This is a genomic window from Burkholderiaceae bacterium, from assembly GCA_024235995.1.
Lineage (GTDB): Bacteria > Pseudomonadota > Gammaproteobacteria > Burkholderiales > Burkholderiaceae_C > Ottowia.
Genome location: JACKLI010000001.1, coordinates 642,095 through 663,967 on the forward strand (window position 1 = coordinate 642,095; position 21,873 = coordinate 663,967).

A 21,873-nucleotide genomic window follows, 5' to 3' on the forward strand; every position below is an offset into this window, starting at 1 on the left:
CGGCATGCTTATGCTGTTGCTTAATATCAGTATCATTTTTCTTAAGCATTTAGCGAAAACGGGACGTATACATGGGTGCAGGACATTCACACGGAGCGACGACGCCTTCCGGCACGGCCGCAGGACGGCACAAGACGCGGTTGATGGGAGCTTTGGCGCTCACGACCATATTCATGGCCGTGGAAGTCGTCGGTGGCCTGTGGACCGGTAGTCTCGCTCTACTCGCCGATGCAGCGCATATGCTGACCGATGCCGGTGGCTTGGCCCTGGCGCTGCTTGCGATCCGTTTTTCCGAGCGCCCTGCAACTCCTCAGAAGACCTACGGCTATGTCCGATCTGAAGTGTTGGCAGCACTGGCGAACGCCGTCGTCCTTCTTGTGCTGACCCTCTACATCCTCTACGAGGCTTACCAGCGATTCCTGAACCCTCCTGAGATTCTGAGTGGCCCGATGCTGATCGTCGCCGTCGTCGGTCTCGCCGTCAACCTAGTGAGCATGAAACTCCTCTCTGCCGGGTCGTCAGAGAGCCTCAACGTGAAGGGCGCCTACTTCGAGGTGCTCGCCGACATGCTAGGTTCGCTCGGTGTTCTCGTCGCGGCGGCGATCGTCATGTTCACGGGCTGGAAGCTGGCTGATCCCATCGTCGGCGCCGGCATTGGCCTTTTCATCGTTCCACGGACATGGATCTTGTTGAAGCAGGCGATTCATATCCTGATGGAAGGCACGCCCCCTGAAATTGACATCTCCTTGTTGGAAGACAAGCTCAAGGAAATTCCCGGCATCACGGCCGTGCATGACCTCCACGTCTGGACAATCACATCAGGTGTTGATGCGATGAGTTGCCACTTGGTTGTGACCAATATGGCCGATGCCCCTAAGACACTGGTTGCCGCCAAGTCAGCAATGGAAACAACCTTCGATATCACCCACACCACGATCCAGATCGAGGATCAAGATTTGCGCAAGGCTGAGAGAGAACTCAAATATTGATTCTGTTGCCAAACACATTTATGCAAACCGCTGCAATGCTCCTTTCAAAGAACCGGGTCAAGAGCCGTTCCCCATCGGGCAACGGCGGAACTTAAGCCGCACTAATTGGATCATGACGCCTGTGCCCAGGCGAGAAAGCTTGGCTGCCTGTGACTCGGTGTATGTCATCATCGCCGATTGCTCCGCAGGCTTGGTCCGTCGCGAGCGTCAATGAAGACCTGTACGCGCCTGCCTGCCATGCGCACAGAAGCGCCACCTGTTCCTTCGATCCGCGCAGTAGGAGCTACCGCGTTGGAGTGGAGCCTGGCGAGTGGGTGCAGGCCGAAGCGATGTCCAAGCGCGCATCGTAGACCTGGGTCGTGATTGCCATCAGACCGAGGACGGAATGGAACAGGTTGTCATGGGACAGTGCCAGAGCGGTCTTGCCGTTGAGACATGCTGTATCGAGCCCACGGCTTGCCTTGAAAGATTCGGAGAGCCACCACACCATGGGTACACGGGTCTGTTCGTTGGGGGCAATGGCCTGCGGCAACCCGTGCAGGAAGAGTCCTTTTTCACCCAGGGACTCGCCATGATCCGAGACATATATCATCGCGGTATCGAAACGCTCCTGCTGCGTCTTGAGATAGGCGACAGCCTGGCTCAACACATGGTCGGTATAGAGAACGGCATTGTCATAGGCATTGACGATGCTCTGGCGATCACAGCGCCGCAACTCGCCGGTGTCGCAGGTGGGCTGGAAGCGGCGAAAGGCGGTGGGATACCGTTTGTAGTACGCAGGACCGTGATTCCCCAGCATATGAAGGACGACCACGATGTCTCCGGTCGAGCCCTGGGTAAGAGCGCCAACGTTGCGCAGCAGCACTTCGTCGAAGCACCGTCCGTCTTCGCACAAGGCGGCGTCTGCCTTGGGATCGACGATGGTCTCACCCAGGCCGTCGCACACCCCCTTGCATCCTGATTGGTTGTCCTTCCAGCGCACGGACACGCCTGCACGCGACAGCACGTGCAACAGGGATTCGCTGGAACGAATCCGCTTTTCGTCATAGTCTCTCCTGCCGACGGCCGAGAACATACATGGAAGCGATGTCTCGGTATTGGTGCCGCAAGCAGTGACGTTGCTGAAGTTGAGCACGTCCAATGCCTTCATCTGTGGCGAGGTCTGCCGCAGATAGCCGTTGAGACCCCAGCTCGCCGCCCGGAGCGTCTCCCCCACCACGATGAACATCAGCGTTGGCTTGCGGCCCTGCACTGCTGGGGCAATGCGCGCATCCATCCCTACAGGCGTGCGCACGATCGCTATCTCAGCGTCGGTGGACAGCACCCGCGCCGTGGAATAGAGCAGATTGGCAGGTGTGATGAGGTAGCGCAGCTCCTTCTGGTTCCTCATCAACGCCGAAAAGTCCTGGAAGACAAGCAGCAGCGAAATCACCAAGACCAAAGCAGCCCCGACAATGAACAGCAATCGACACAACAGGGCGCGAGCGAAGGGGTGTGCCACCACGCGCACCCGCCATATGCACGCGACGGGTACCAGGGAATAGGCGAGCACATGCAACAGCAAGCTTGCCGACAGCAACTCGCTAGCCTCAGTCGTATCTGTACGCAAAACGTTGCGCAGCATGCTCGGGTCGTAGTAGACACCGTAGCGTTGCATGAAGAAGGTGGCGAATGCTGTGGCCAGAACAAGCGCGGTCAAGAGCGGTCGCACGATCCAACGATTTGCCAGCAGGCCAAAGATGAGGGCATGAAGTGCAATCAACGACAGCACCAGGGCAGCCGCGAACAACCAGGTTCCCGGGTCAGCCCAGTGGCGGCCAGCTGTGCTGGCCGACAGGAACGAGGTGTTGCCCAGCAATGCGAGGTATGCGCATACCCACAGCACCAAGCCATGGGTTCCAATACTCGGTCGCCAATTTGTCCAGTGCAGCAAGTTCTCGCGCACGAACGAAAGGTGGGCAGAGTGGCGCCGCCTTGTTTGGTTCATCTTGCTTTGCGGTGTTGATTTCTGAAAAACACCAGGTCTTTCGATGAGATGTCGAGGCGGTAGACCTTTCCAGCCCTCCAGCCATCCGACCATGGCATCCAGCCTTCATGCACGGGGGGTAGCGAGATCTGTTGCAAGAACTGCGGCGACCAATGCACCCAACATCCGCTTCGAGCACGTGAAGGATGTCATGGCGTTCCTTGCTGAGGTGCCCGGAGAATCTCCGTTTAATCCTGCGAGCCGTCAGTGGCGCGGACGGTTGCGTCCGGCCTTCCCTTGCCGAAAATCCATCTGCATCCGGCGGTCTCTCAAACGCTTGGCCAGACGTGTTGTGTACTTGATGCGCTTGTTCCGCTCAGGGTGGCGTCGTATCCAGAACGACCGCACTCGCCAGAAGGCGAGCGCAGTAATCAGGAATCGGGTGTCGCTGCATGAATTCCAGCACAGCCTGGCAGGCCTGGCTCAGACGCCGTTCGTCCCGCGCCCAGCGCATGGCCTGGCGAATGCTGGTGGCAGACAATTGCGGAATCATGCGCGCGCATTCGACCGCAGTCAGACTGGTGCCGTGGGCCATGATGCCGGCATAGACCATCAGCAGCTCGTCGGTAGAGCGCGGCTCACGTCCGAGCATGATCCAGCTAAAGCGCACCTGGGCGTCAACGGCCAGAATCACTTCCGGCAATTGAACCTCACCGATGCGGTGATCCAAAGCCGCGCGCAGCTTGGTCACTTCTGGGTCTTCGTCCTCTGCGGGCAATGGCGACAAATGGAGTTCATCATCCACGCGCAGTACGCCACTGCGGGCTGCAGCGGCCACCGCATCGACACCGGCAGTTACTCTGGCCAGCAAAGGCTTCAAGAAAGTGGCAGCCTTGCTGGGTAACGATAGACGGGCATAGTGTTTCTTGGACTCTGCCTGCCAACGCTCGTCCGTGAAGAACAAGCGCGCACGACCCCGAAAGCTCAGGCTGTGCTCAATCCAGACCGAGCCATTGCGCACCGCGCGGCGCAGGGCAAACAGGGTGGCCACCTCCAACGCCTGAAACGCCCGTTCCCGGTCTGGGCTGGAGATCGAAACCTGCCAGATCATTCCCAGACTTGGTGCCACCACTTCAACTGGCAGCTTTCTGGATCCTTTGAGATATAAAGCTTGCAGCTTGGCAAGGTACTCGATGGCAGGATGCTCGCCGGTGGCCTGCCAGGGCAGCTTTGCAATGGCGACGAGCAACGACCGCACGGGGCGAATTCCATCAATCAATCCCTCGCGGACCAGGGAGGCCCTGCTCGGTGGTTTGCGTTTCTGGGTTTCGGTGATCAAGGCTTCAAGACGGGCACGCAACTCAGCATCTGGCACCGCACCTTGCGCGCTCAAGGCAACAAGTTCGCCGAGCAGCGTTTTGTACATTGCGGCCCAATTGACGGTAGCGGGGACATCGGCGGCAGCCTGACGCCACAGATCGGCGATCCGGCGCTGCACCATAAGGATCAACTGGTCTGTGGTGGTGAACAGGCAATACCGAAGAAAGCATGCGACCTCCACGGTGCGCGCTGGCTCTTTGATCTTGGCTCCGGCTGAGGGCGGCCTGGAGACAAGTCGGCGCGCGTAGCGGCGCAAGATGAGATCGGGGATGTCTGCCAGGTGCTTATGAACGTCCAGCGTGTAAAGCAGGTCGATGCGCTCCAGTACCTCGCTGATTTGGCGGGTTGAGTGTTTCGCCGGTGCAGCCCATAGCCAACTCTGCTGGGTTTGTCCATCTGGGCGCAGCTCTGAAACTGAGGCTCGCCAGCGATCAAGTGTTGCTGGATCAACGCTGGCGGCGATGGCGGTGCCTGTTTCAACTTCAAGCTGGGCAAGTGCCGCCGCAATCAGTGTCCGAATTGCCCGCTCGTGCACGATCACCAGCTTGTTCTTGTACAGCCATTGACGCGCCCGCACGAGTAGCTGATCGCGGTCGGCGCAGCGCGCCACTTCGTCGCGCAGTTCACGTACCAGTGAGCGGCGCTGGTGCTCGCTCATCCACTGGAATCCAAGGACCGTGCAGGCTACTTGTTGGTGATCGAATAGCGTGCGCCCGCGTTCATACATGGCTCTCAGCGAGGCGACTTCTGGTGCTGCAATGCCAAGCTCGTTGCCAAGGTGGCGCCACAAGGCTACTGGAATTACCCGAAAGGCACCGAGCAAACGCCCACTCATGCGCAGGAAACCAATATGGAGCGCCAGACCAAGCTTGTGGGAATCACCTCGGCGTGCATTGATTGCGTCGCGCTCGGCACCATCGAAGGTGAAAAATGCCTTCATCTCGAAGTCGCTGATATCGCGGGGGAGCCCACGCATCCCCAAAAACGTTGTGTGCCAACCCTGCATCGTGAACCTCAAAAGTGGGAGGCCACCATACCCGTTTACAAAGCGAACAGGAAAGTCAATGAAATCAACGGTCTACCCAGACCACCCCCGCGCCAGTGCTAGCTTTGCGTACCGTCACTTATTGCACTGAAAACGAGGAGAGCCGTCAAGCGACTTGTTGATCACGCCAACGCGCAAGAGCGACTCAACTGTCGCCGGATGCACCGACCTGGTTGTGATGGCGTCCCGCAGTCGGAACAAGCCGGTGTCCACGTGGTGCCGCAACTCGGCACCGTCCTTCAACTTTCTGACGAGCCGTTCCTGTGGTTCGCTGAGCTTCATGCCGTCGGTTTCCTCTCATTTGAAGAGCTTGCTCGCGACACCTTTGACGGCGCCCGTCGCGGCCCCCTTCAATGTCTCAGCAAGCACGCCTGATGTTGCCGCCTTCACCGAGTCAGCGACATCGGCTACCGTCTTCTTCGCCCTATCAAGAGCGCCTGGATTCAGCATCGAAGGGGTACATTCTTTGCGTGCTCTCGCCAGGAGGGCCAGGGCCCCTTCGCTGCTCGCCTGAACGGCGTAGGAGGCCTTCTCGTCGGCAAGCCTCCTTGCTTCCATGCGGGCGCTTTCGCGCTTCGCCCATTCAACGGCATTACCTGCTGAAATGAACCCGTCTGCCTCCAGGCACCCGACTAGAAATGCTAATCCTTCTGGACTTGCGTCTGGAGCAGCAGCAACCTGCTCAAGCCAGCGGTCAGGCATCGGACGCTTCGATTTTTCGCTCGACTCCTTCACTCCCGTCACTACTTCATAGCCAATCCAGGCAACGGCAACGGCGGCAGCCAGTGGAATGCTGGCCATCGCCACCCCAGGTACCACACCAAATCCCATGACGGCTTCGCGGAGGCCTGCACCAGGCGCGGCTGTGGGGACGGCAGAATGGGCCTTGTTCATGAGGTTTTGTATCGCCTTGGTATCCATCATCTTTCCTTCACTTGATGGGCAGTTAAATCAGGGGGCATGCTTGAGATCAACCGCTCGCTTGCACTGTTCCAACTCACGGGGGGAGATAGCAGGCACACACTGCTTGACTCTGCTCAGGATATCTCGACCGTTAACAACTCGCGTTGACTTCAGCAGATCAGCCAAGGCCACTACTTGTGACCAAACATCAACCTTCCGCAGGTGCATCAACGCAAACGAGATGTAATCTTCAAAGACATCCCCCTGTTTCAATGCTGCGAGATGAATACGGGCTTCTGATTGGTCGCCGAAATGACCCAGCAAAATCTCGTCCTCGTCCCTGTCAGGAAAGCTTGACCAATGCAAGTAGTCAGCGACCATCCCAGATGCCAGCGTCAAGACGGCCCCAACTCTGGCAGTATCCGACATGAGTGAAGGCATCTGCCAAGCTGTGTATCCATAGCCGTCAACTGATGCGTGACAGGAAATCTCTGTTACCAAGAATCCGACCGACATTGCCATGACTGCATGGCCCGCCTCGTGATACGCGGTAATTTCAATTTGCTCCCTCTGCATCGATTTCCTTCGTGATCTTCAGTCCACGACTAGCAGGCCGTTGAAAAATCCCCTGCGAGCGTCCGCGTCGGCCGCTACGATCTGAAGCCATCCCGGAACAACTGCGACAAGAAAGATGAGAGGCAACCAAGACTTCCAGGGGGCGATGTTTAGCTACATCAGCCTTGAAGAAAGAGTGCCAGCGGCACACCCGCTGCGCAAGTTGCGCGCCGTGGTGGATGCGCTGCTGTCGAGCATGAACAGCGAGTTCGAAGCGGTGTACGCCCGCCGTGGCCGCCCCTCGGTGCCGCCGGAGATGCTGCTCAAGGCCTTGCTGCTGCAAATCCTGTTCTCCATCCGCAGCGAACGCCAGCTGGTCGAGGCGGTCAACTACAACCTGCTGTACCGCTGGTTCGTGGGCCTGAACATTGAAGACAAGGTCTGGGACCACTCCACCTTCAGCGCCAACCGCGAACGCCTCTTCAACGAAGACCTGGCGCGCGCCTTCTTCGAGCGCGTCAAGCTCAGCGCCCAGTGGGGCCGGCTTGCCAGCGACGAACACTTCAGCGTGGACGGCACGCTGATTGAGGCCTGGGCCTCGCACAAGAGTTTCAAACGCAAAGACGACGACAGCGGCACGCCACCCGGACGCAACCCCGAGGTGAACTTCAAAGGGCAGGAGCGCTGCAACGACACCCACGCCAGCACCACCGATGCCGATGCCCGGCTGTTCAAGAAGAGCGCGGGCGACAAATCTCGCCTGTGCCACATGGGGCACATCCTCATGGAGAACCGCAACGGGCTGATCGTGGATGTGGAGATCACACATGCCAGTGGCACCGCCGAGCGCGAGGCGGCGCTGGCGATGCTCAAACGCCGGGGAAACAAGAACAAGCGGGCCACGGTCGGGGCCGACAAAGGTTACGACAGCCAGGCCTTCATCAAGGGCTGCCGAAAGCTCAAAGTCACGCCACACGTGGCGGCCAAGGACAAGCACTCGGCGGTCGATGGCCGCATCCGGCGCCACGAGGGCTACAAGACCAGCCTCAAAGTGCGCAAGCGCATCGAGGAGGCCTTTGGCTGGATCAAGACAGTGGGTGGTCTGGCCAAGACCAAATTGATCGGTCAGGCCAAGCTCGCGGGCCAGGCGCTGCTGTGCTTTGCCACCTACAACCTGGTGCGCATGGGCAGTCTGGGCGGCTGGTGGGACGCGCATCATGCGTGAACCATGGGATACGTGCGCCCGGAACGGGCAAAACGGCCTGCAAACAGGCCGAAATGGCCGCTCCAATCGCTGCGCAGGCCAGTTTGGGCGATCCGTTTCTTCGAAATCCACGACCCTGGCGCGTTCGATGAGCATTTTTTCAACGGCCTGCTAGATCGTGATGGCCATGATGACGTAGCCAATCCTCGAACTCAAGTTCTGTGATTGCATCTGCCCAACGGGTTTTCTCGTAATCGCGGCGGGCAGATCGGAGGTGCTGTTGATTCATCAGCACAACTGAGCCAGTGATCACGTTGAATATTGAGCCACTGGGTTGATGGATTCTTTGACTATTCGGTTGTGGATAAGTCTATCGGGTCTGCTGTTTTTCGATCTCCTTTCTGGCTCTTTGGGCGTTGCTTTGGGGGAGCCGCGCCAGCGGCACTGGAGTGCTTGAATCGCCAGCTCTCGTTGCCCGTCTCGACGATGTGGCAATGGTGCGTGAGCCGGTCAAGCAAGGCCGTGGTCATCTTGGCGTCTCCAAAGACGCTGCTCCACTCCGAGAAGGTGAGGTTGGTGGTGATCACCACGCTCGTTCGCTCATAGAGTTTGGAGAGCAGGTGGAACAGCATCGCGCCGCCCGACTGCGTGAATGGCAGGTAGCCCAGTTCATCCAGGATCACCAGATCGACGTACATCAGGCGGTGCGCCATTTGCCCGGCCTTGTTCTGCGCCTTCTCCAGCTCCAGGGCGTTGACCAGCTCCACCGTTGAGAAGAAGCGCACCCGCTTGCCATGCATGCGAATGGCCTCGATCCCCAGGCTCGTGGCCAGGTGGGTTTTACCCGTGCCGGGGCCACCAACCAGCACCACGTTGTGCGCCGACTCCACGAAGCGAAGGGTGTGCAACTGGCGCACCAGTGCTTCGTCGAGCTGCGCGTGGGCGAAGTCAAAGCCGGCGAGGTCACGGTGCGAAGGGAAGCGCGCCACGCGCATCTGGTAAGCCATGGAACGCACCTCACGCTGAGCGGTCTCGGCCTTGATGAGCTGGTGCAGCACGGCCTCATGATCCAGCGACTTCATGCGGGCGGTGCCCAGTACCTCCGGCCAGGCACTGGCCATGCCGTGCAGGCCCAGCGCTTTGAGGGCATCAATGACGTCATGCATGGTCGGACTCCGGTGATGCCTCATGAGGCTGGACGTTGCGCAGTGCGTCGTAGCGCTGCAGGTTGGCCAGTGGCGGCGTGTTGAGCTTGAGCATCGTGGCCACCGGTGGCTCGGGCACGCGCTGCTCCTTCAGACGCGAGAGCACGTTGAGCACGTGCTCGGCACTCACCCGCCCGGACTGCAGCGCCAGCTCTACCGCCACCACCACGGCCTCCAGTCCATGCAGGCTCACCCCCATGAGCACCTGCGCCATCACCCTGTCGCCACCGCTGTGGCGCAGCAACTGGCGCTGCATTTCCTGCAGTGGCTCGGGCATGGTCTTGAAGGGCGCGCCGTTGCGCAGCGCGCCGGGCTTTCGCTCGATGAGCGCGATGTAATGCATCCAGTCGTAGAGCGTCTGATCACGTTCGAAGCTGCGCGCCAGGCGCACCTGTCGCCCATCGGGCCCGACCACCAGCAGGCCATCCGCGTAGGCCCGCAGACTGACCACCGCATGAATCCATTCACACGGCACGCTGTAGCGGTTGCGCTGGAAGTGGATCAGTGCGGTCGCAGAGACCCGTACCGGCTGCTCCACGTAGCCATCAAACGCACGGGGGTTGGGCATGAGACGAGCACGTTCGTCCTGCCAGACATCGGCCACCGTGAGCTGAGTCCATTCCGGGTGACTCATCTCAGCCCAGGCCTTCACGCAGGCCTGCTGCAACCAGTCGTTGAGTTCACCAAGCGTCCCCCAGCGCCGCTCGCTGGCCTCACGCCAGATGTCCTTGCGCCGATCCTGAACGTTCTTCTCCACGACCCCCTTCTCCCAGCCGGCGGCCCGGTTGCAGAACTCCGGCTCGAACAGGTAGTGCCCGGTCATCGCCTCGAAGCGTGCATTGACGCTGCGCTGTTTGCCATGGCCGACCTTGTCCACAGCGGTCTTCATGTTGTCGTAGATGCCCCGCCGGGGCACGCCACCGAAGAGGGCGAACGCCCGTGCGTGCGCATCGAACAGCATCTCGTGCGCTTGGCTGTAGTACGCCACCAGGCAGAAGGCGCGACTGGCCGCCAGCTTGGTGTGTGCCACTTCCAGGCGGCGGCGCAGCCCGCCGATGAACAGGTACTCGCAGCTCCAGTCGAACTGGAACGCCTCGCCCAACTCGAAGCTCAGCGGCACGAACCCCGCACCACGCGCAGCGTTGCCTTGCTCTTGCTGCCAGCGCTGGGCAAAGGCGTAGACCGGCCCTCGGCTGCCGCTGTAGCCCTGCGCGCGCAGCGCCTCAAACATGGCCTTGATCCCGCGTCGATCGCGTTTGCTGCGATGGCTATCGGCCTTGAGCCATTGGCTCAACTGCTCCTTGTACGGATCCAGGATGCTGGGGCCCGACACCCGCTGCGGGTATCGGGGTTCGGCCATCTGCCCGTCTTTGAGCCACTTGGTGGCTGTGTTGCGCGAGATGCCCAGGCGCCGGCTGGCCTCGCGCACCGACACGTCCTGCCTCAGCACGAGGCGGCGTAACTTGCTCAATGTGCTCACGTTGATCACTCCTGCTCCCCCGTGCTGAAAAATTCAGCAGGATAGAGCGGCAACGTGGCTCAAATTTCAACGTGAATGCGTCCCGAAATGGCCCAGCTTTGGAAATGAATCAACACGCTATTTGCACCACAACCGTCGTGTGGTGGTTGACAGCTTGAGGTACACATGCCATCATTTATTATAAATAAATGATGTTTATTATACCTAAACGGAGAACGCAATGGATCATGTGGAGAACGCAATGGATCATGTCAGTCCCTGGGCTACTGCCCCTAAGCTTCCGTCTACGCACTATGTAGATAACCGAATCTATACGGATCCGGTGATTTTCGAGGAAGAGCGAGAGAAAATCCTGGCTGCAACGTGGCGGCTTGTCTGTCACGAATCGGAACTGCCAGAACCCGGCGACTACCGGGCGAAGGAAATCGCCGGGGTACCGGTTGTCATCCTGCGCAGCGAGGACCGGTCGATTATGGCGTTCTTTAACGTTTGCCCACACCGGGGCGCGCGCCTAGTGCGCGACGAGCGTGGAAATGCGAAGAAGGGCCTGCAGTGCCTTTATCATCTATGGACGTTTGCGCTCGACGGTAAGTGCACAAGCATCACCCGAAGCAAGGGATATGACGGCTGCAGTCTGAAAAAAGACGACGTTGGACTGCGCTCTGTCCGAACGGAAATCTTCTGCGGCATGGTGTTCGTTTGCCTGAAGGACGACGTGCCACCACTCGAGCAATTCTTGGGTGGTATGGCGGACCATATGAAGACCCACCTTGGCCAGGAAGAGCTTGAGGTATTCCATTACCATCGCGCGATCATCAATACGAACTGGAAGCTCTTCGTAGACAACAACTCCGAGCTCTATCATGAATTCCTGCATGTGCTGAACCGGCGCACCGCCGTCGCACACAAGAGCTATCACGAACGCAATTGGTTGCTTTACCAGAATTCCCACAACATCATTCAGCAGGGTGTAATTCACTACGACAGTTACGGGCTGGGGGAGCGGAGCGAGGGCGCATTGCCGGGAATGCAGCCGAACGGCATGGTCGTCATGCTGCTGTTTCCTGACGTGATGCTCAATATTCGCGCGACCGTGATGCGTATAGACACAATGACGCCACTCGCACCCGGCAAGACCCTCGTCGAATGGCGCGGCGTAGGGCTCAAGTCCGATACACCGGACGTCCGCGCAATGCGGATCCAGCACCACAATGAGGTATGGGGACCGGCCGGTCGCAATCTCCCAGAGGATATCGCCGCCGTCGAAACGCAGTGGGAGACCATGGTCCAGGGTGGATCGCGATACAGCCTCTTTGCCAGGGAAGAAGGGCTGAAACCGCAGGACGATGCCAACCTCCGCGCCTTCTATCAGGAATGGGGTCGGTGCCTTGGACGCGCGCCGAATGATCCGTTCAGGCACGGTAATGTGGATACCGATGTTTCTCATTCAATAAAGGAGATCACCAATGTCTGACGTCGCAAGCCAACTCTTCGAGCGTGAAGCGATACGCGAGCTGATTGCGCGCGTGGGGCGGCTGCTTGACACTAAGGATTTTGCTGCCGTCATCGCTTCCTTTGCAGAACCGGGGAGCTATGTGTTGCGCGCATACAGTCCCGAGATTGGCAAGGAAATGATTTGGATGTCGGTTAAACGCGCCGAGCTTCTACGCCTGTTGAAGGAGTCGGCGGAACATGTGCATGACCTGGCCGACCGGACGCATCAGATCACTGTGGATCAAATCAGCCTCGAAAAAGGCGAGGCATTGGCGCGGTCGACCTTTTCAGTGTTCCGTACTGACATGAAGGGACAGAGCGACCTGTTCGCCGTGGGCCACTATGAGGATCGGCTCGTGAAAAACGGAGACACCTGGCTCATCGACAGCCGGACAGTACGGCTCCATACGCGCATGTTCACAGTGCCAACCCCCTTGCCGCTTTAACGAGATAACTGATGAATACGCAACCGATCAAGCTATGTGCCAGGACCGACATTCCGGAGGGTGAGATGATCGAAATGTCCGTCCCGGGCACTGACAACAGCCTGCTCTTGGTCTCTACCAAAGGAGCAATCCGTGCCTTCCAGAACAAGTGTCCACATATGGACATCCCGCTTTGCCAAGGCGCCTTTGATGGTGAAGTAATCACTTGTACAGAACATCTTTGGCAGTTCGACGCACAGACGGGCGCCGGGATTGAACCCGAGGACGCAAAACTGCAACAGTATCCTGTGAGCGTCATCGGCGACGAGGTGTTCGTCGAACTCCCGGAAGCGGCCGAGTAATTGCCTGGTCTTGCCGGATAGAACTGTTGATTCATTTCCAAAGCTGGGCCATTTCGGGACGCATTCACGTTGAAATTTGAGCCACGTTGCCGCTCTATCCTGCTGAATTTTTCAGCACGGGGGAGCAGGAGTGATCAACGTGAGCACATTGAGCAAGTTACGCCGCCTCGTGCTGAGGCAGGACGTGTCGGTGCGCGAGGCCAGCCGGCGCCTGGGCATCTCGCGCAACACAGCCACCAAGTGGCTCAAAGACGGGCAGATGGCCGAACCCCGATACCCGCAGCGGGTGTCGGGCCCCAGCATCCTGGATCCGTACAAGGAGCAGTTGAGCCAATGGCTCAAGGCCGATAGCCATCGCAGCAAACGCGATCGACGCGGGATCAAGGCCATGTTTGAGGCGCTGCGCGCGCAGGGCTACAGCGGCAGCCGAGGGCCGGTCTACGCCTTTGCCCAGCGCTGGCAGCAAGAGCAAGGCAACGCTGCGCGTGGTGCGGGGTTCGTGCCGCTGAGCTTCGAGTTGGGCGAGGCGTTCCAGTTCGACTGGAGCTGCGAGTACCTGTTCATCGGCGGGCTGCGCCGCCGCCTGGAAGTGGCACACACCAAGCTGGCGGCCAGTCGCGCCTTCTGCCTGGTGGCGTACTACAGCCAAGCGCACGAGATGCTGTTCGATGCGCACGCACGGGCGTTCGCCCTCTTCGGTGGCGTGCCCCGGCGGGGCATCTACGACAACATGAAGACCGCTGTGGACAAGGTCGGCCATGGCAAACAGCGCAGCGTCAATGCACGCTTCGAGGCGATGACCGGGCACTACCTGTTCGAGCCGGAGTTCTGCAACCGGGCCGCCGGCTGGGAGAAGGGGGTCGTGGAGAAGAACGTTCAGGATCGGCGCAAGGACATCTGGCGTGAGGCCAGCGAGCGGCGCTGGGGGACGCTTGGTGAACTCAACGACTGGTTGCAGCAGGCCTGCGTGAAGGCCTGGGCTGAGATGAGTCACCCGGAATGGACTCAGCTCACGGTGGCCGATGTCTGGCAGGACGAACGTGCTCGTCTCATGCCCAACCCCCGTGCGTTTGATGGCTACGTGGAGCAGCCGGTACGGGTCTCTGCGACCGCACTGATCCACTTCCAGCGCAACCGCTACAGCGTGCCGTGTGAATGGATTCATGCGGTGGTCAGTCTGCGGGCCTACGCGGATGGCCTGCTGGTGGTCGGGCCCGATGGGCGACAGGTGCGCCTGGCGCGCAGCTTCGAACGTGATCAGACGCTCTACGACTGGATGCATTACATCGCGCTCATCGAGCGAAAGCCCGGCGCGCTGCGCAACGGCGCGCCCTTCAAGACCATGCCCGAGCCACTGCAGGAAATGCAGCGCCAGTTGCTGCGCCACAGCGGTGGCGACAGGGTGATGGCGCAGGTGCTCATGGGGGTGAGCCTGCATGGACTGGAGGCCGTGGTGGTGGCGGTAGAGCTGGCGCTGCAGTCCGGGCGGGTGAGTGCCGAGCACGTGCTCAACGTGCTCTCGCGTCTGAAGGAGCAGCGCGTGCCCGAGCCACCGGTGGCCACGATGCTCAAGCTCAACACGCCGCCACTGGCCAACCTGCAGCGCTACGACGCACTGCGCAACGTCCAGCCTCATGAGGCATCACCGGAGTCCGACCATGCATGACGTCATTGATGCCCTCAAAGCGCTGGGCCTGCACGGCATGGCCAGTGCCTGGCCGGAGGTACTGGGCACCGCCCGCATGAAGTCGCTGGATCATGAGGCCGTGCTGCACCAGCTCATCAAGGCCGAGACCGCTCAGCGTGAGGTGCGTTCCATGGCTTACCAGATGCGCGTGGCGCGCTTCCCTTCGCACCGTGACCTCGCCGGCTTTGACTTCGCCCACGCGCAGCTCGACGAAGCACTGGTGCGCCAGTTGCACACCCTTCGCTTCGTGGAGTCGGCGCACAACGTGGTGCTGGTTGGTGGCCCCGGCACGGGTAAAACCCACCTGGCCACGAGCCTGGGGATCGAGGCCATTCGCATGCATGGCAAGCGGGTGCGCTTCTTCTCAACGGTGGAGCTGGTCAACGCCCTGGAGCTGGAGAAGGCGCAGAACAAGGCCGGGCAAATGGCGCACCGCCTGATGTACGTCGATCTGGTGATCCTGGATGAACTGGGCTACCTGCCATTCACGCAGTCGGGCGGCGCGATGCTGTTCCACCTGCTCTCCAAACTCTATGAGCGAACGAGCGTGGTGATCACCACCAACCTCACCTTCTCGGAGTGGAGCAGCGTCTTTGGAGACGCCAAGATGACCACGGCCTTGCTTGACCGGCTCACGCACCATTGCCACATCGTCGAGACGGGCAACGAGAGCTGGCGATTCAAGCACTCCAGTGCCGCTGGCGCGGCTCCCCCAAAGCAACGCCCAAAGAGCCAGAAAGGAGATCGAAAAACAGCAGACCCGATAGACTTATCCACAACCGAATAGTCAAAGAATCCATCAACCCAGTGGCTCAATATTCAACGTGATCACTGGCTCAGTTGTGCTGATGAATCAACACCCGGGTGGCGTGTCATCGCCAATTCTGCTCGGGGCGCGCGACATCCCCTTGCGCCTGGTGGTGCCGGTGGGTCACGCATTCATCGATGCGACCGCACAGCGCGATATACTCTGCGTCGCCGGCGGTACCGGCCTCGCGCCTATCCTGTCGATTGCGCGCGATGCGCTATCCCGCGGCCTGCTTCGCAAGCAGCGTCTGGATATTTTTATCGGAGTAAGGACGCCCGCCGACATTTTCGCGACCGCGTCCCTCCAAGAGCTCATTGAGGCGGCTGGAGGGGCGGTGCGAGTTACCTGGGCCATTTCGGAAGCGGGCGAGTTCGCGGATTGGAAAGGCGAACGCGGCTATGTACATGAGGTGGTCGCCCGCAGTGCGGGAGACCTTTCTGCGCGCCAGGTCTATATGGGGGGGCCGCCCGCCATGATTGATGCCATGGTACGTTTGCTGCTCAAGTCACGGGTTAAGCGATCCCAGATTCGCTTCGACAAATTCGCTTAATCCTCACGGATCAGATGATGGGACAAGCATATGGAACAGGACAGCAAGGGCCAGGCAAAGGGCGCCCTCATGAAGTCGCTTGACAATGCATTGACGCTTCTTGAGCAATTTACCCCCGAGGCGTCGGCTTGGGTAGGAAGGGTGTTCGCCGAGTCCGGGCTGCCCGGACGCAAGATCGCCGCGGATCGCAAGAATATCTTCTACACAGTGCCGGCTGCGGAAGTTCAACGCTGGCAAGCGGCTTCTGAAGGTGTCGTGGCCGAATGGGTGAAGGACGTGACTGCTAAAGGCTATGACGGGAAAAAACTGCTCGAAGAAGCTAAAGCCTTAATGAAATAAACAGAATGCCGGTAGTCACGACACTCACGCGCGGCTGCCGGCGCAATCCCCGGCATCTCCAGCGAAACGGGACTGATGCAAGTCGCCGCCATCAATCGCGTGGTCTGACTCTGCCGGTGACGCAGGTCCTGTCCGAGATCCGCTTTCAAGCGTCTTTATACGGTTTATGGCCAAGGCTACGGGAAATCGATTCTGCTGTTCGCAAGGTGAGTGGCACAAGCGCTTCGATCTGCCCTTCTGTAATCCGTGCGGACGGTCCGACGACGGCAATTGCCGCAATAACCGTGCCGTTGAAGTCGAAGACCGGCGCCGCGATGCCCCGGATGTCGGCAATGAATTCTTCCCGTTCGATGCAGTAGCCGGCTTGTCGGATCTCGGCAAGCTGACTGCGAAGCACGGCCGGGTCGACGATCGTATTTTCCGTGTATCGGGCTCGGGGCGCGCGCAGCGCTTCTTCGATCACTTCATTAGGCTGAAAGGCGAGCAGGACCTTTCCGTTTGCCGTGCAATGCAGCGGCGCCCTTCCTCCTATGCGCGCCGCCACGCGCACCGGCTGGCTGCTCTCGATCTTTTCGAGGTAGAGCAGTTCGTTGCGATGGAGGATCGCCAAATGGGTTGTTTCGTTTGTCTCATGGGAAAGCCGGGCCAGATGAGGTCTTGCCACATGGGACAGCTCGCTTTGGGCCAGTTTGGTGCCCGCAAGCACGATGATGCCGTGACCAAGGGTATATTTCTTGGTGTCGGAAAGCTGCTCGACCAGGCTGTGTGCTTCAAGTGTCTTGAGCATATTGAAAACGGTCGCTTTGTTGAGGCCGAGCCTTGTCGCGAGCTCCGTGATCCCGAATGCCGGCGCCTCGGGGGTAAATTGCTCAAGAAGCGTCAATGCATTGTCAAGCGACTTCATGAGGGCGCCCTTTGCCTGGCCCTTGCTGTCCTGTTCCATATGCTTGTCCCATCATCTGATCCGTGAGGATTAAGCGAATTTGTCGAAGCGAATCTGGGATCGCTTAACCCGTGACTTGAGCAGCAAACGTACCATGGCATCAATCATGGCGGGCGGCCCCCCCATATAGACCTGGCGCGCAGAAAGGTCTCCCGCACTGCGGGCGACCACCTCATGTACATAGCCGCGTTCGCCTTTCCAATCCGCGAACTCGCCCGCTTCCGAAATGGCCCAGGTAACTCGCACCGCCCCTCCAGCCGCCTCAATGAGCTCTTGGAGGGACGCGGTCGCGAAAATGTCGGCGGGCGTCCTTACTCCGATAAAAATATCCAGACGCTGCTTGCGAAGCAGGCCGCGGGATAGCGCATCGCGCGCAATCGACAGGATAGGCGCGAGGCCGGTACCGCCGGCGACGCAGAGTATATCGCGCTGTGCGGTCGCATCGATGAATGCGTGACCCACCGGCACCACCAGGCGCAAGGGGATGTCGCGCGCCCCGAGCAGAATTGGCGATGACACGCCACCCGGGACGCGGCGGATATAGAACTCGAGAGTGGAGGTCAGCGTATTGCCGGTGTTTGCCATCGAGTAGGCGCGATATCCTGTGACGCCGGGCACTTCAAACAATGCGTATTGGCCGGCGAGGAAAGTAATCGGCTCGTCGAGTTGAACCATCACGCGTGCGATATCGCTCGTCTCAGTTTCCGCGCTTGCCCGGCCCTTCACGATGCGGACCGGGGGTAGACTCGCGTCCCGCGATTTACATAACGCGTCCGGCAATCTACAGTCACTCTGTGGTAATGCCTGGCACAGGAGCACATGGCCCTCTTGGCGCTTTGTCTCGGGCAGCCCGGGCGCATCCGGCCAGCGGACGACGACAGCACCTTCAATGATCTGGGTACGGCATGAGCCACAAGTTCCTGTCGCGCATTCATACGGAAGCGCATAGCCTGCCCGCAGGCCTGAAATCAGGAGCGGTTCGTCCGTTGCAGCGTCGAAGCCGTTGGCGGCGTCAAAATGGATTCGATGAGGCATGGTCATTAGTCGAGAGTCCGGCAGTTGGTGATGAGGATTCCACTAGTGCGGAAAGAAATGGGCGATATCCGCCTTTATTGCCTGGTCTTGCTGGTTCTATCCGGCAAGACCAGGCAATTACTCGGCCGCTTCCGGGAGTTCGACGAACACCTCGTCGCCGATGACGCTCACAGGATACTGTTGCAGTTTTGCGTCCTCGGGTTCAATCCCGGCGCCCGTCTGTGCGTCGAACTGCCAAAGATGTTCTGTACAAGTGATTACTTCACCATCAAAGGCGCCTTGGCAAAGCGGGATGTCCATATGTGGACACTTGTTCTGGAAGGCACGGATTGCTCCTTTGGTAGAGACCAAGAGCAGGCTGTTGTCAGTGCCCGGGACGGACATTTCGATCATCTCACCCTCCGGAATGTCGGTCCTGGCACATAGCTTGATCGGTTGCGTATTCATCAGTTATCTCGTTAAAGCGGCAAGGGGGTTGGCACTGTGAACATGCGCGTATGGAGCCGTACTGTCCGGCTGTCGATGAGCCAGGTGTCTCCGTTTTTCACGAGCCGATCCTCATAGTGGCCCACGGCGAACAGGTCGCTCTGTCCCTTCATGTCAGTACGGAACACTGAAAAGGTCGACCGCGCCAATGCCTCGCCTTTTTCGAGGCTGATTTGATCCACAGTGATCTGATGCGTCCGGTCGGCCAGGTCATGCACATGTTCCGCCGACTCCTTCAACAGGCGTAGAAGCTCGGCGCGTTTAACCGACATCCAAATCATTTCCTTGCCAATCTCGGGACTGTATGCGCGCAACACATAGCTCCCCGGTTCTGCAAAGGAAGCGATGACGGCAGCAAAATCCTTAGTGTCAAGCAGCCGCCCCACGCGCGCAATCAGCTCGCGTATCGCTTCACGCTCGAAGAGTTGGCTTGCGACGTCAGACATTGGTGATCTCCTTTATTGAATGAGAAACATCGGTATCCACATTACCGTGCCTGAACGGATCATTCGGCGCGCGTCCAAGGCACCGACCCCATTCCTGATAGAAGGCGCGGAGGTTGGCATCGTCCTGCGGTTTCAGCCCTTCTTCCCTGGCAAAGAGGCTGTATCGCGATCCACCCTGGACCATGGTCTCCCACTGCGTTTCGACGGCGGCGATATCCTCTGGGAGATTGCGACCGGCCGGTCCCCATACCTCATTGTGGTGCTGGATCCGCATTGCGCGGACGTCCGGTGTATCGGACTTGAGCCCTACGCCGCGCCATTCGACGAGGGTCTTGCCGGGTGCGAGTGGCGTCATTGTGTCTATACGCATCACGGTCGCGCGAATATTGAGCATCACGTCAGGAAACAGCAGCATGACGACCATGCCGTTCGGCTGCATTCCCGGCAATGCGCCCTCGCTCCGCTCCCCCAGCCCGTAACTGTCGTAGTGAATTACACCCTGCTGAATGATGTTGTGGGAATTCTGGTAAAGCAACCAATTGCGTTCGTGATAGCTCTTGTGTGCGACGGCGGTGCGCCGGTTCAGCACATGCAGGAATTCATGATAGAGCTCGGAGTTGTTGTCTACGAAGAGCTTCCAGTTCGTATTGATGATCGCGCGATGGTAATGGAATACCTCAAGCTCTTCCTGGCCAAGGTGGGTCTTCATATGGTCCGCCATACCACCCAAGAATTGCTCGAGTGGTGGCACGTCGTCCTTCAGGCAAACGAACACCATGCCGCAGAAGATTTCCGTTCGGACAGAGCGCAGTCCAACGTCGTCTTTTTTCAGACTGCAGCCGTCATATCCCTTGCTTCGGGTGATGCTTGTGCACTTACCGTCGAGCGCAAACGTCCATAGATGATAAAGGCACTGCAGGCCCTTCTTCGCATTTCCACGCTCGTCGCGCACTAGGCGCGCGCCCCGGTGTGGGCAAACGTTAAAGAACGCCATAATCGACCGGTCCTCGCTGCGCAGGATGACAACCGGTACCCCGGCGATTTCCTTCGCCCGGTAGTCGCCGGGTTCTGGCAGTTCCGATTCGTGACAGACAAGCCGCCACGTTGCAGCCAGGATTTTCTCTCGCTCTTCCTCGAAAATCACCGGATCCGTATAGATTCGGTTATCTACATAGTGCGTAGACGGAAGCTTAGGGGCAGTAGCCCAGGGACTGACATGATCCATTGCGTTCTCCACATGATCCATTGCGTTCTCCGTTTAGGTATAATAAACATCATTTATTTATAATAAATGATGGCATGTGTACCTCAAGCTGTCAACCACCACACGACGGTTGTGGTGCAAATAGCGGCATCGGTTAGAATCGGTCGATTTGACTGACATGGCCAAGCGCAAGACCATCGAAGAGCTGTTCAAGGGCAGACACTTTGAGCGGGAGATCATCATTCTGTGTGTGCGCTGGTACTTGCGCTTCAAGCTTTCATCGCGCGATCTGGTGGAAATGATGGCCGAGCGCGGTTTGACTGTCGCGCATACAACCATCCTGCGTTGGGTGCAGCGCTTCGTTCCCGAGTTCGAGAAACGCTGGAACCGGTATGCCACTGCAGCCGGCTCCGCTTGGCGCGTCGACGAGACATATGTGAAGGGCCTTGTCAACTTAACGCCGTATTGGCGAAGTGAGAGCTGGTGAAATGGTGCTCAGACTGCGGTAGACGGATTTTGGGTAACGCCAGTGACGAGATGCCAGATAGCGAAGCGTCTGGCGAGTTGATTACGATAGCGCACAGCGCCGAGTTGGTGGCGCTTGATGGCGAAATGCTGTCGGATCGGTCCGAAGCTGGACAGGAATGTTTGCGTTCGTCCTGGCGAGCGAAAGCCTTTCATGCGCCGTTCGCGTTCGCGTGTTGGCTGATGACTATTCTCGGCCCGGTTGTTGACCCGGGCTGCAGCTTTGACGAACACATGCTTGACGTCAGCCAGTTCGGGAATCTCGACTTTCGCCGCCGGATAGCTGCGTAGCTGGTCGGTGACGATCTTACGCGGGCCATTTGGATATTGGGCCAGCAGACGCTGGAAGAAGCGCTTGGCTGCCGCCTTGTCGCGGCGTTTCTGCAGCAGGATATCGAGCTCAGCACCATGCTGGTCGATGGCGCGCCACAGCAGATAAGGCTCACCGCCGACATTGACGAAGACCTCGTCGAGATGCCACGTTGCGCCGGGAGCAGGCCTGGCCTGCTTTACCCGATGGGTAAAGTGCGCGCCGAACTTGTCACACCACCGCCGGATCGTTTCGTAGCTGACGACCACGCCGCGCTCGAAGAGCAGCTCTTCGATATCCCTCAAGCTCAACTGAAATCGGAAATACCAGCGCACCGCGCGACTGATGACGGCGTCTGGAAAACGATGGCGGTGGTAAAGGGGCTTGGATGTCTGCATCGATCGACTTTACCAGCTTCAATCGTTACCGTGACAATGCCCCTGGCAGACATCCCCGATCTCATCTTGCGCCGCTACGCGCGCCGACTTGTCTCCAGGCCGCCCTCAGCCGGAGCCAAGATCAAAGAGCCAGC

20 protein-coding genes and 3 pseudogenes are annotated in these 21,873 nt (G+C 59.1%); 10 read left to right on the plus strand and 13 right to left on the minus strand.

The features are described from left to right. Positions 1-71 precede the first annotated feature (71 nt). Complete coding sequence (locus H6927_03275) at positions 72-989, plus strand: cation transporter (GenBank protein MCP5217111.1); 918 nt, start codon at positions 72-74, stop codon at positions 987-989. Positions 990-1,272: 283 nt separating this feature from the next. Here the strand turns inward: H6927_03275 and H6927_03280 are convergent, their stop codons facing one another. The 5 genes and pseudogenes from H6927_03280 to H6927_03300 form a co-directional block, all read right to left on the minus strand. Further along, positions 1,273-2,976: a phosphoethanolamine--lipid A transferase gene (locus H6927_03280; protein MCP5217112.1), complete on the minus strand. Its 1,704-nt coding sequence runs from the start codon at positions 2,974-2,976 to the stop codon at positions 1,273-1,275. A gap of 364 nt (positions 2,977-3,340) precedes the next feature. Then, positions 3,341-5,341: pseudogene (locus H6927_03285) on the minus strand (Tn3-like element IS1071 family transposase). 114 nt (positions 5,342-5,455) lie between these two features. Beyond that, positions 5,456-5,662 carry a hypothetical protein gene (locus H6927_03290; protein MCP5217113.1) on the minus strand — a complete coding sequence of 69 codons (207 nt, stop codon included), beginning with the start codon at positions 5,660-5,662 and terminating at the stop codon, positions 5,456-5,458. A 15-nt stretch (positions 5,663-5,677) separates the two neighbouring features. Next, complete coding sequence (locus H6927_03295) at positions 5,678-6,301, minus strand: hypothetical protein (GenBank protein MCP5217114.1); 624 nt, start codon at positions 6,299-6,301, stop codon at positions 5,678-5,680. A gap of 30 nt (positions 6,302-6,331) precedes the next feature. Next, positions 6,332-6,859, minus strand: coding sequence for a hypothetical protein (locus H6927_03300; GenBank protein ID MCP5217115.1), 528 nt, complete (start codon positions 6,857-6,859; stop codon positions 6,332-6,334). 115 nt (positions 6,860-6,974) lie between these two features. On the opposite strand from H6927_03300, the gene H6927_03305 reads away from it, so the two are divergent. Beyond that, positions 6,975-8,063, plus strand: a complete 1,089-nt coding sequence (locus H6927_03305; GenBank protein MCP5217116.1) for an IS5 family transposase — start codon at positions 6,975-6,977, stop codon at positions 8,061-8,063. A 329-nt stretch (positions 8,064-8,392) separates the two neighbouring features. On the opposite strand, the gene H6927_03310 is transcribed toward H6927_03305, so the two are convergent. Both H6927_03310 and H6927_03315 read right to left on the minus strand, forming a co-directional pair. Then, positions 8,393-9,232, minus strand: coding sequence for an ATP-binding protein (locus H6927_03310; protein MCP5217117.1), 840 nt, complete (start codon positions 9,230-9,232; stop codon positions 8,393-8,395). Further along, positions 9,201-10,727, minus strand: a complete 1,527-nt coding sequence (locus H6927_03315) for an IS21 family transposase (GenBank protein MCP5217118.1) — start codon at positions 10,725-10,727, stop codon at positions 9,201-9,203. The genes H6927_03310 and H6927_03315 overlap by 32 nt, the downstream gene beginning before the upstream one ends. A gap of 220 nt (positions 10,728-10,947) precedes the next feature. Here H6927_03315 and H6927_03320 point away from each other — a divergent pair, with 220 nt between their 5' ends. From H6927_03320 to H6927_03350, 7 genes and pseudogenes are all read left to right on the plus strand, one after another. After that, the gene (locus H6927_03320; protein ID MCP5217119.1) at positions 10,948-12,201 is read left to right on the plus strand and encodes an aromatic ring-hydroxylating dioxygenase subunit alpha; all 1,254 of its coding nucleotides are present in this window, start codon (positions 10,948-10,950) and stop codon (positions 12,199-12,201) included. Further along, entirely contained in the window at positions 12,194-12,667 is a 474-nt protein-coding gene (locus tag H6927_03325) for a nuclear transport factor 2 family protein (GenBank protein ID MCP5217120.1), read from the plus strand. Before H6927_03320 ends, H6927_03325 begins: the two co-directional genes overlap by 8 nt. Before the next feature lie 11 nt (positions 12,668-12,678). Beyond that, positions 12,679-13,008 (plus strand): Rieske 2Fe-2S domain-containing protein, encoded by a 330-nt coding sequence (locus tag H6927_03330; GenBank protein MCP5217121.1) that lies wholly within the window; start codon positions 12,679-12,681, stop codon positions 13,006-13,008. Positions 13,009-13,147: 139 nt separating this feature from the next. Next, positions 13,148-14,674 carry an IS21 family transposase gene (locus H6927_03335; protein MCP5217122.1) on the plus strand — a complete coding sequence of 509 codons (1,527 nt, stop codon included), beginning with the start codon at positions 13,148-13,150 and terminating at the stop codon, positions 14,672-14,674. After that, positions 14,643-15,482 (plus strand): ATP-binding protein, encoded by an 840-nt coding sequence (locus H6927_03340; GenBank protein MCP5217123.1) that lies wholly within the window; start codon positions 14,643-14,645, stop codon positions 15,480-15,482. The genes H6927_03335 and H6927_03340 overlap by 32 nt, the downstream gene beginning before the upstream one ends. Positions 15,483-15,543: 61 nt before the next feature. Continuing rightward, positions 15,544-16,053, plus strand: a complete 510-nt coding sequence (locus H6927_03345; GenBank protein MCP5217124.1) for a hypothetical protein — start codon at positions 15,544-15,546, stop codon at positions 16,051-16,053. A gap of 114 nt (positions 16,054-16,167) precedes the next feature. Next, positions 16,168-16,392 (plus strand): annotated as a pseudogene (locus H6927_03350) (C4-dicarboxylate ABC transporter). A gap of 145 nt (positions 16,393-16,537) precedes the next feature. Here the strand turns inward: H6927_03350 and H6927_03355 are convergent. The 5 genes from H6927_03355 to H6927_03375 form a co-directional block, all read right to left on the minus strand. After that, entirely contained in the window at positions 16,538-17,335 is a 798-nt protein-coding gene (locus H6927_03355; protein ID MCP5217125.1) for an IclR family transcriptional regulator, read from the minus strand. Between the two features lie 30 nt (positions 17,336-17,365). Then, positions 17,366-18,376 carry a 2Fe-2S iron-sulfur cluster binding domain-containing protein gene (locus tag H6927_03360; protein ID MCP5217126.1) on the minus strand — a complete coding sequence of 337 codons (1,011 nt, stop codon included), beginning with the start codon at positions 18,374-18,376 and terminating at the stop codon, positions 17,366-17,368. Between the two features lie 111 nt (positions 18,377-18,487). Beyond that, entirely contained in the window at positions 18,488-18,817 is a 330-nt protein-coding gene (locus tag H6927_03365) for a Rieske 2Fe-2S domain-containing protein (protein MCP5217127.1), read from the minus strand. An 11-nt stretch (positions 18,818-18,828) separates the two neighbouring features. After that, entirely contained in the window at positions 18,829-19,302 is a 474-nt protein-coding gene (locus H6927_03370; GenBank protein ID MCP5217128.1) for a nuclear transport factor 2 family protein, read from the minus strand. Continuing rightward, a complete protein-coding gene (locus H6927_03375; protein MCP5217129.1) occupies positions 19,295-20,548 on the minus strand; it encodes an aromatic ring-hydroxylating dioxygenase subunit alpha in 1,254 nt (417 codons plus the stop codon). The genes H6927_03370 and H6927_03375 overlap by 8 nt, the downstream gene beginning before the upstream one ends. 136 nt (positions 20,549-20,684) lie before the next feature. Between H6927_03375 and H6927_03380 the strand changes: the two are divergent. Then, positions 20,685-20,948, plus strand: a pseudogene (locus H6927_03380) (IS6 family transposase). Between the two features lie 53 nt (positions 20,949-21,001). Here the strand turns inward: H6927_03380 and H6927_03385 are convergent. Next, entirely contained in the window at positions 21,002-21,739 is a 738-nt protein-coding gene (locus tag H6927_03385; protein MCP5217130.1) for an IS6 family transposase, read from the minus strand. Positions 21,740-21,873 lie beyond the last annotated feature (134 nt).

Bases quoted from the DNA above. Each gene is read 5' to 3' on its own strand.
- H6927_03300 (MCP5217115.1), bottom strand. From the start codon at position 6,859: ATGCAGAGGGAGCAAATTGAAATTACCGCGTATCACGAGGCGGGCCAT.
- H6927_03310 (MCP5217117.1), bottom strand. From the start codon at position 9,232: ATGAGGCATCACCGGAGTCCGACCATGCATGACGTCATTGATGCCCTC.
- H6927_03345 (MCP5217124.1), top strand. From the start codon at position 15,544: ATGAATCAACACCCGGGTGGCGTGTCATCGCCAATTCTGCTCGGGGCG.
- H6927_03275 (MCP5217111.1), top strand. From the start codon at position 72: ATGGGTGCAGGACATTCACACGGAGCGACGACGCCTTCCGGCACGGCC.
- H6927_03305 (MCP5217116.1), top strand. From the start codon at position 6,975: ATGAGAGGCAACCAAGACTTCCAGGGGGCGATGTTTAGCTACATCAGC.
- H6927_03385 (MCP5217130.1), bottom strand. From the start codon at position 21,739: ATGCAGACATCCAAGCCCCTTTACCACCGCCATCGTTTTCCAGACGCC.
- H6927_03365 (MCP5217127.1), bottom strand. From the start codon at position 18,817: ATGAATACGCAACCGATCAAGCTATGTGCCAGGACCGACATTCCGGAG.
- H6927_03280 (MCP5217112.1), bottom strand. From the start codon at position 2,976: ATGAACCAAACAAGGCGGCGCCACTCTGCCCACCTTTCGTTCGTGCGC.
- H6927_03325 (MCP5217120.1), top strand. From the start codon at position 12,194: ATGTCTGACGTCGCAAGCCAACTCTTCGAGCGTGAAGCGATACGCGAG.
- H6927_03355 (MCP5217125.1), bottom strand. From the start codon at position 17,335: ATGGAACAGGACAGCAAGGGCCAGGCAAAGGGCGCCCTCATGAAGTCG.
- H6927_03295 (MCP5217114.1), bottom strand. From the start codon at position 6,301: ATGGATACCAAGGCGATACAAAACCTCATGAACAAGGCCCATTCTGCC.
- H6927_03375 (MCP5217129.1), bottom strand. From the start codon at position 20,548: ATGGATCATGTGGAGAACGCAATGGATCATGTCAGTCCCTGGGCTACT.
- H6927_03370 (MCP5217128.1), bottom strand. From the start codon at position 19,302: ATGTCTGACGTCGCAAGCCAACTCTTCGAGCGTGAAGCGATACGCGAG.
- H6927_03330 (MCP5217121.1), top strand. From the start codon at position 12,679: ATGAATACGCAACCGATCAAGCTATGTGCCAGGACCGACATTCCGGAG.
- H6927_03320 (MCP5217119.1), top strand. From the start codon at position 10,948: ATGGATCATGTGGAGAACGCAATGGATCATGTCAGTCCCTGGGCTACT.
- H6927_03340 (MCP5217123.1), top strand. From the start codon at position 14,643: ATGAGGCATCACCGGAGTCCGACCATGCATGACGTCATTGATGCCCTC.
- H6927_03290 (MCP5217113.1), bottom strand. From the start codon at position 5,662: ATGAAGCTCAGCGAACCACAGGAACGGCTCGTCAGAAAGTTGAAGGAC.
- H6927_03360 (MCP5217126.1), bottom strand. From the start codon at position 18,376: ATGACCATGCCTCATCGAATCCATTTTGACGCCGCCAACGGCTTCGAC.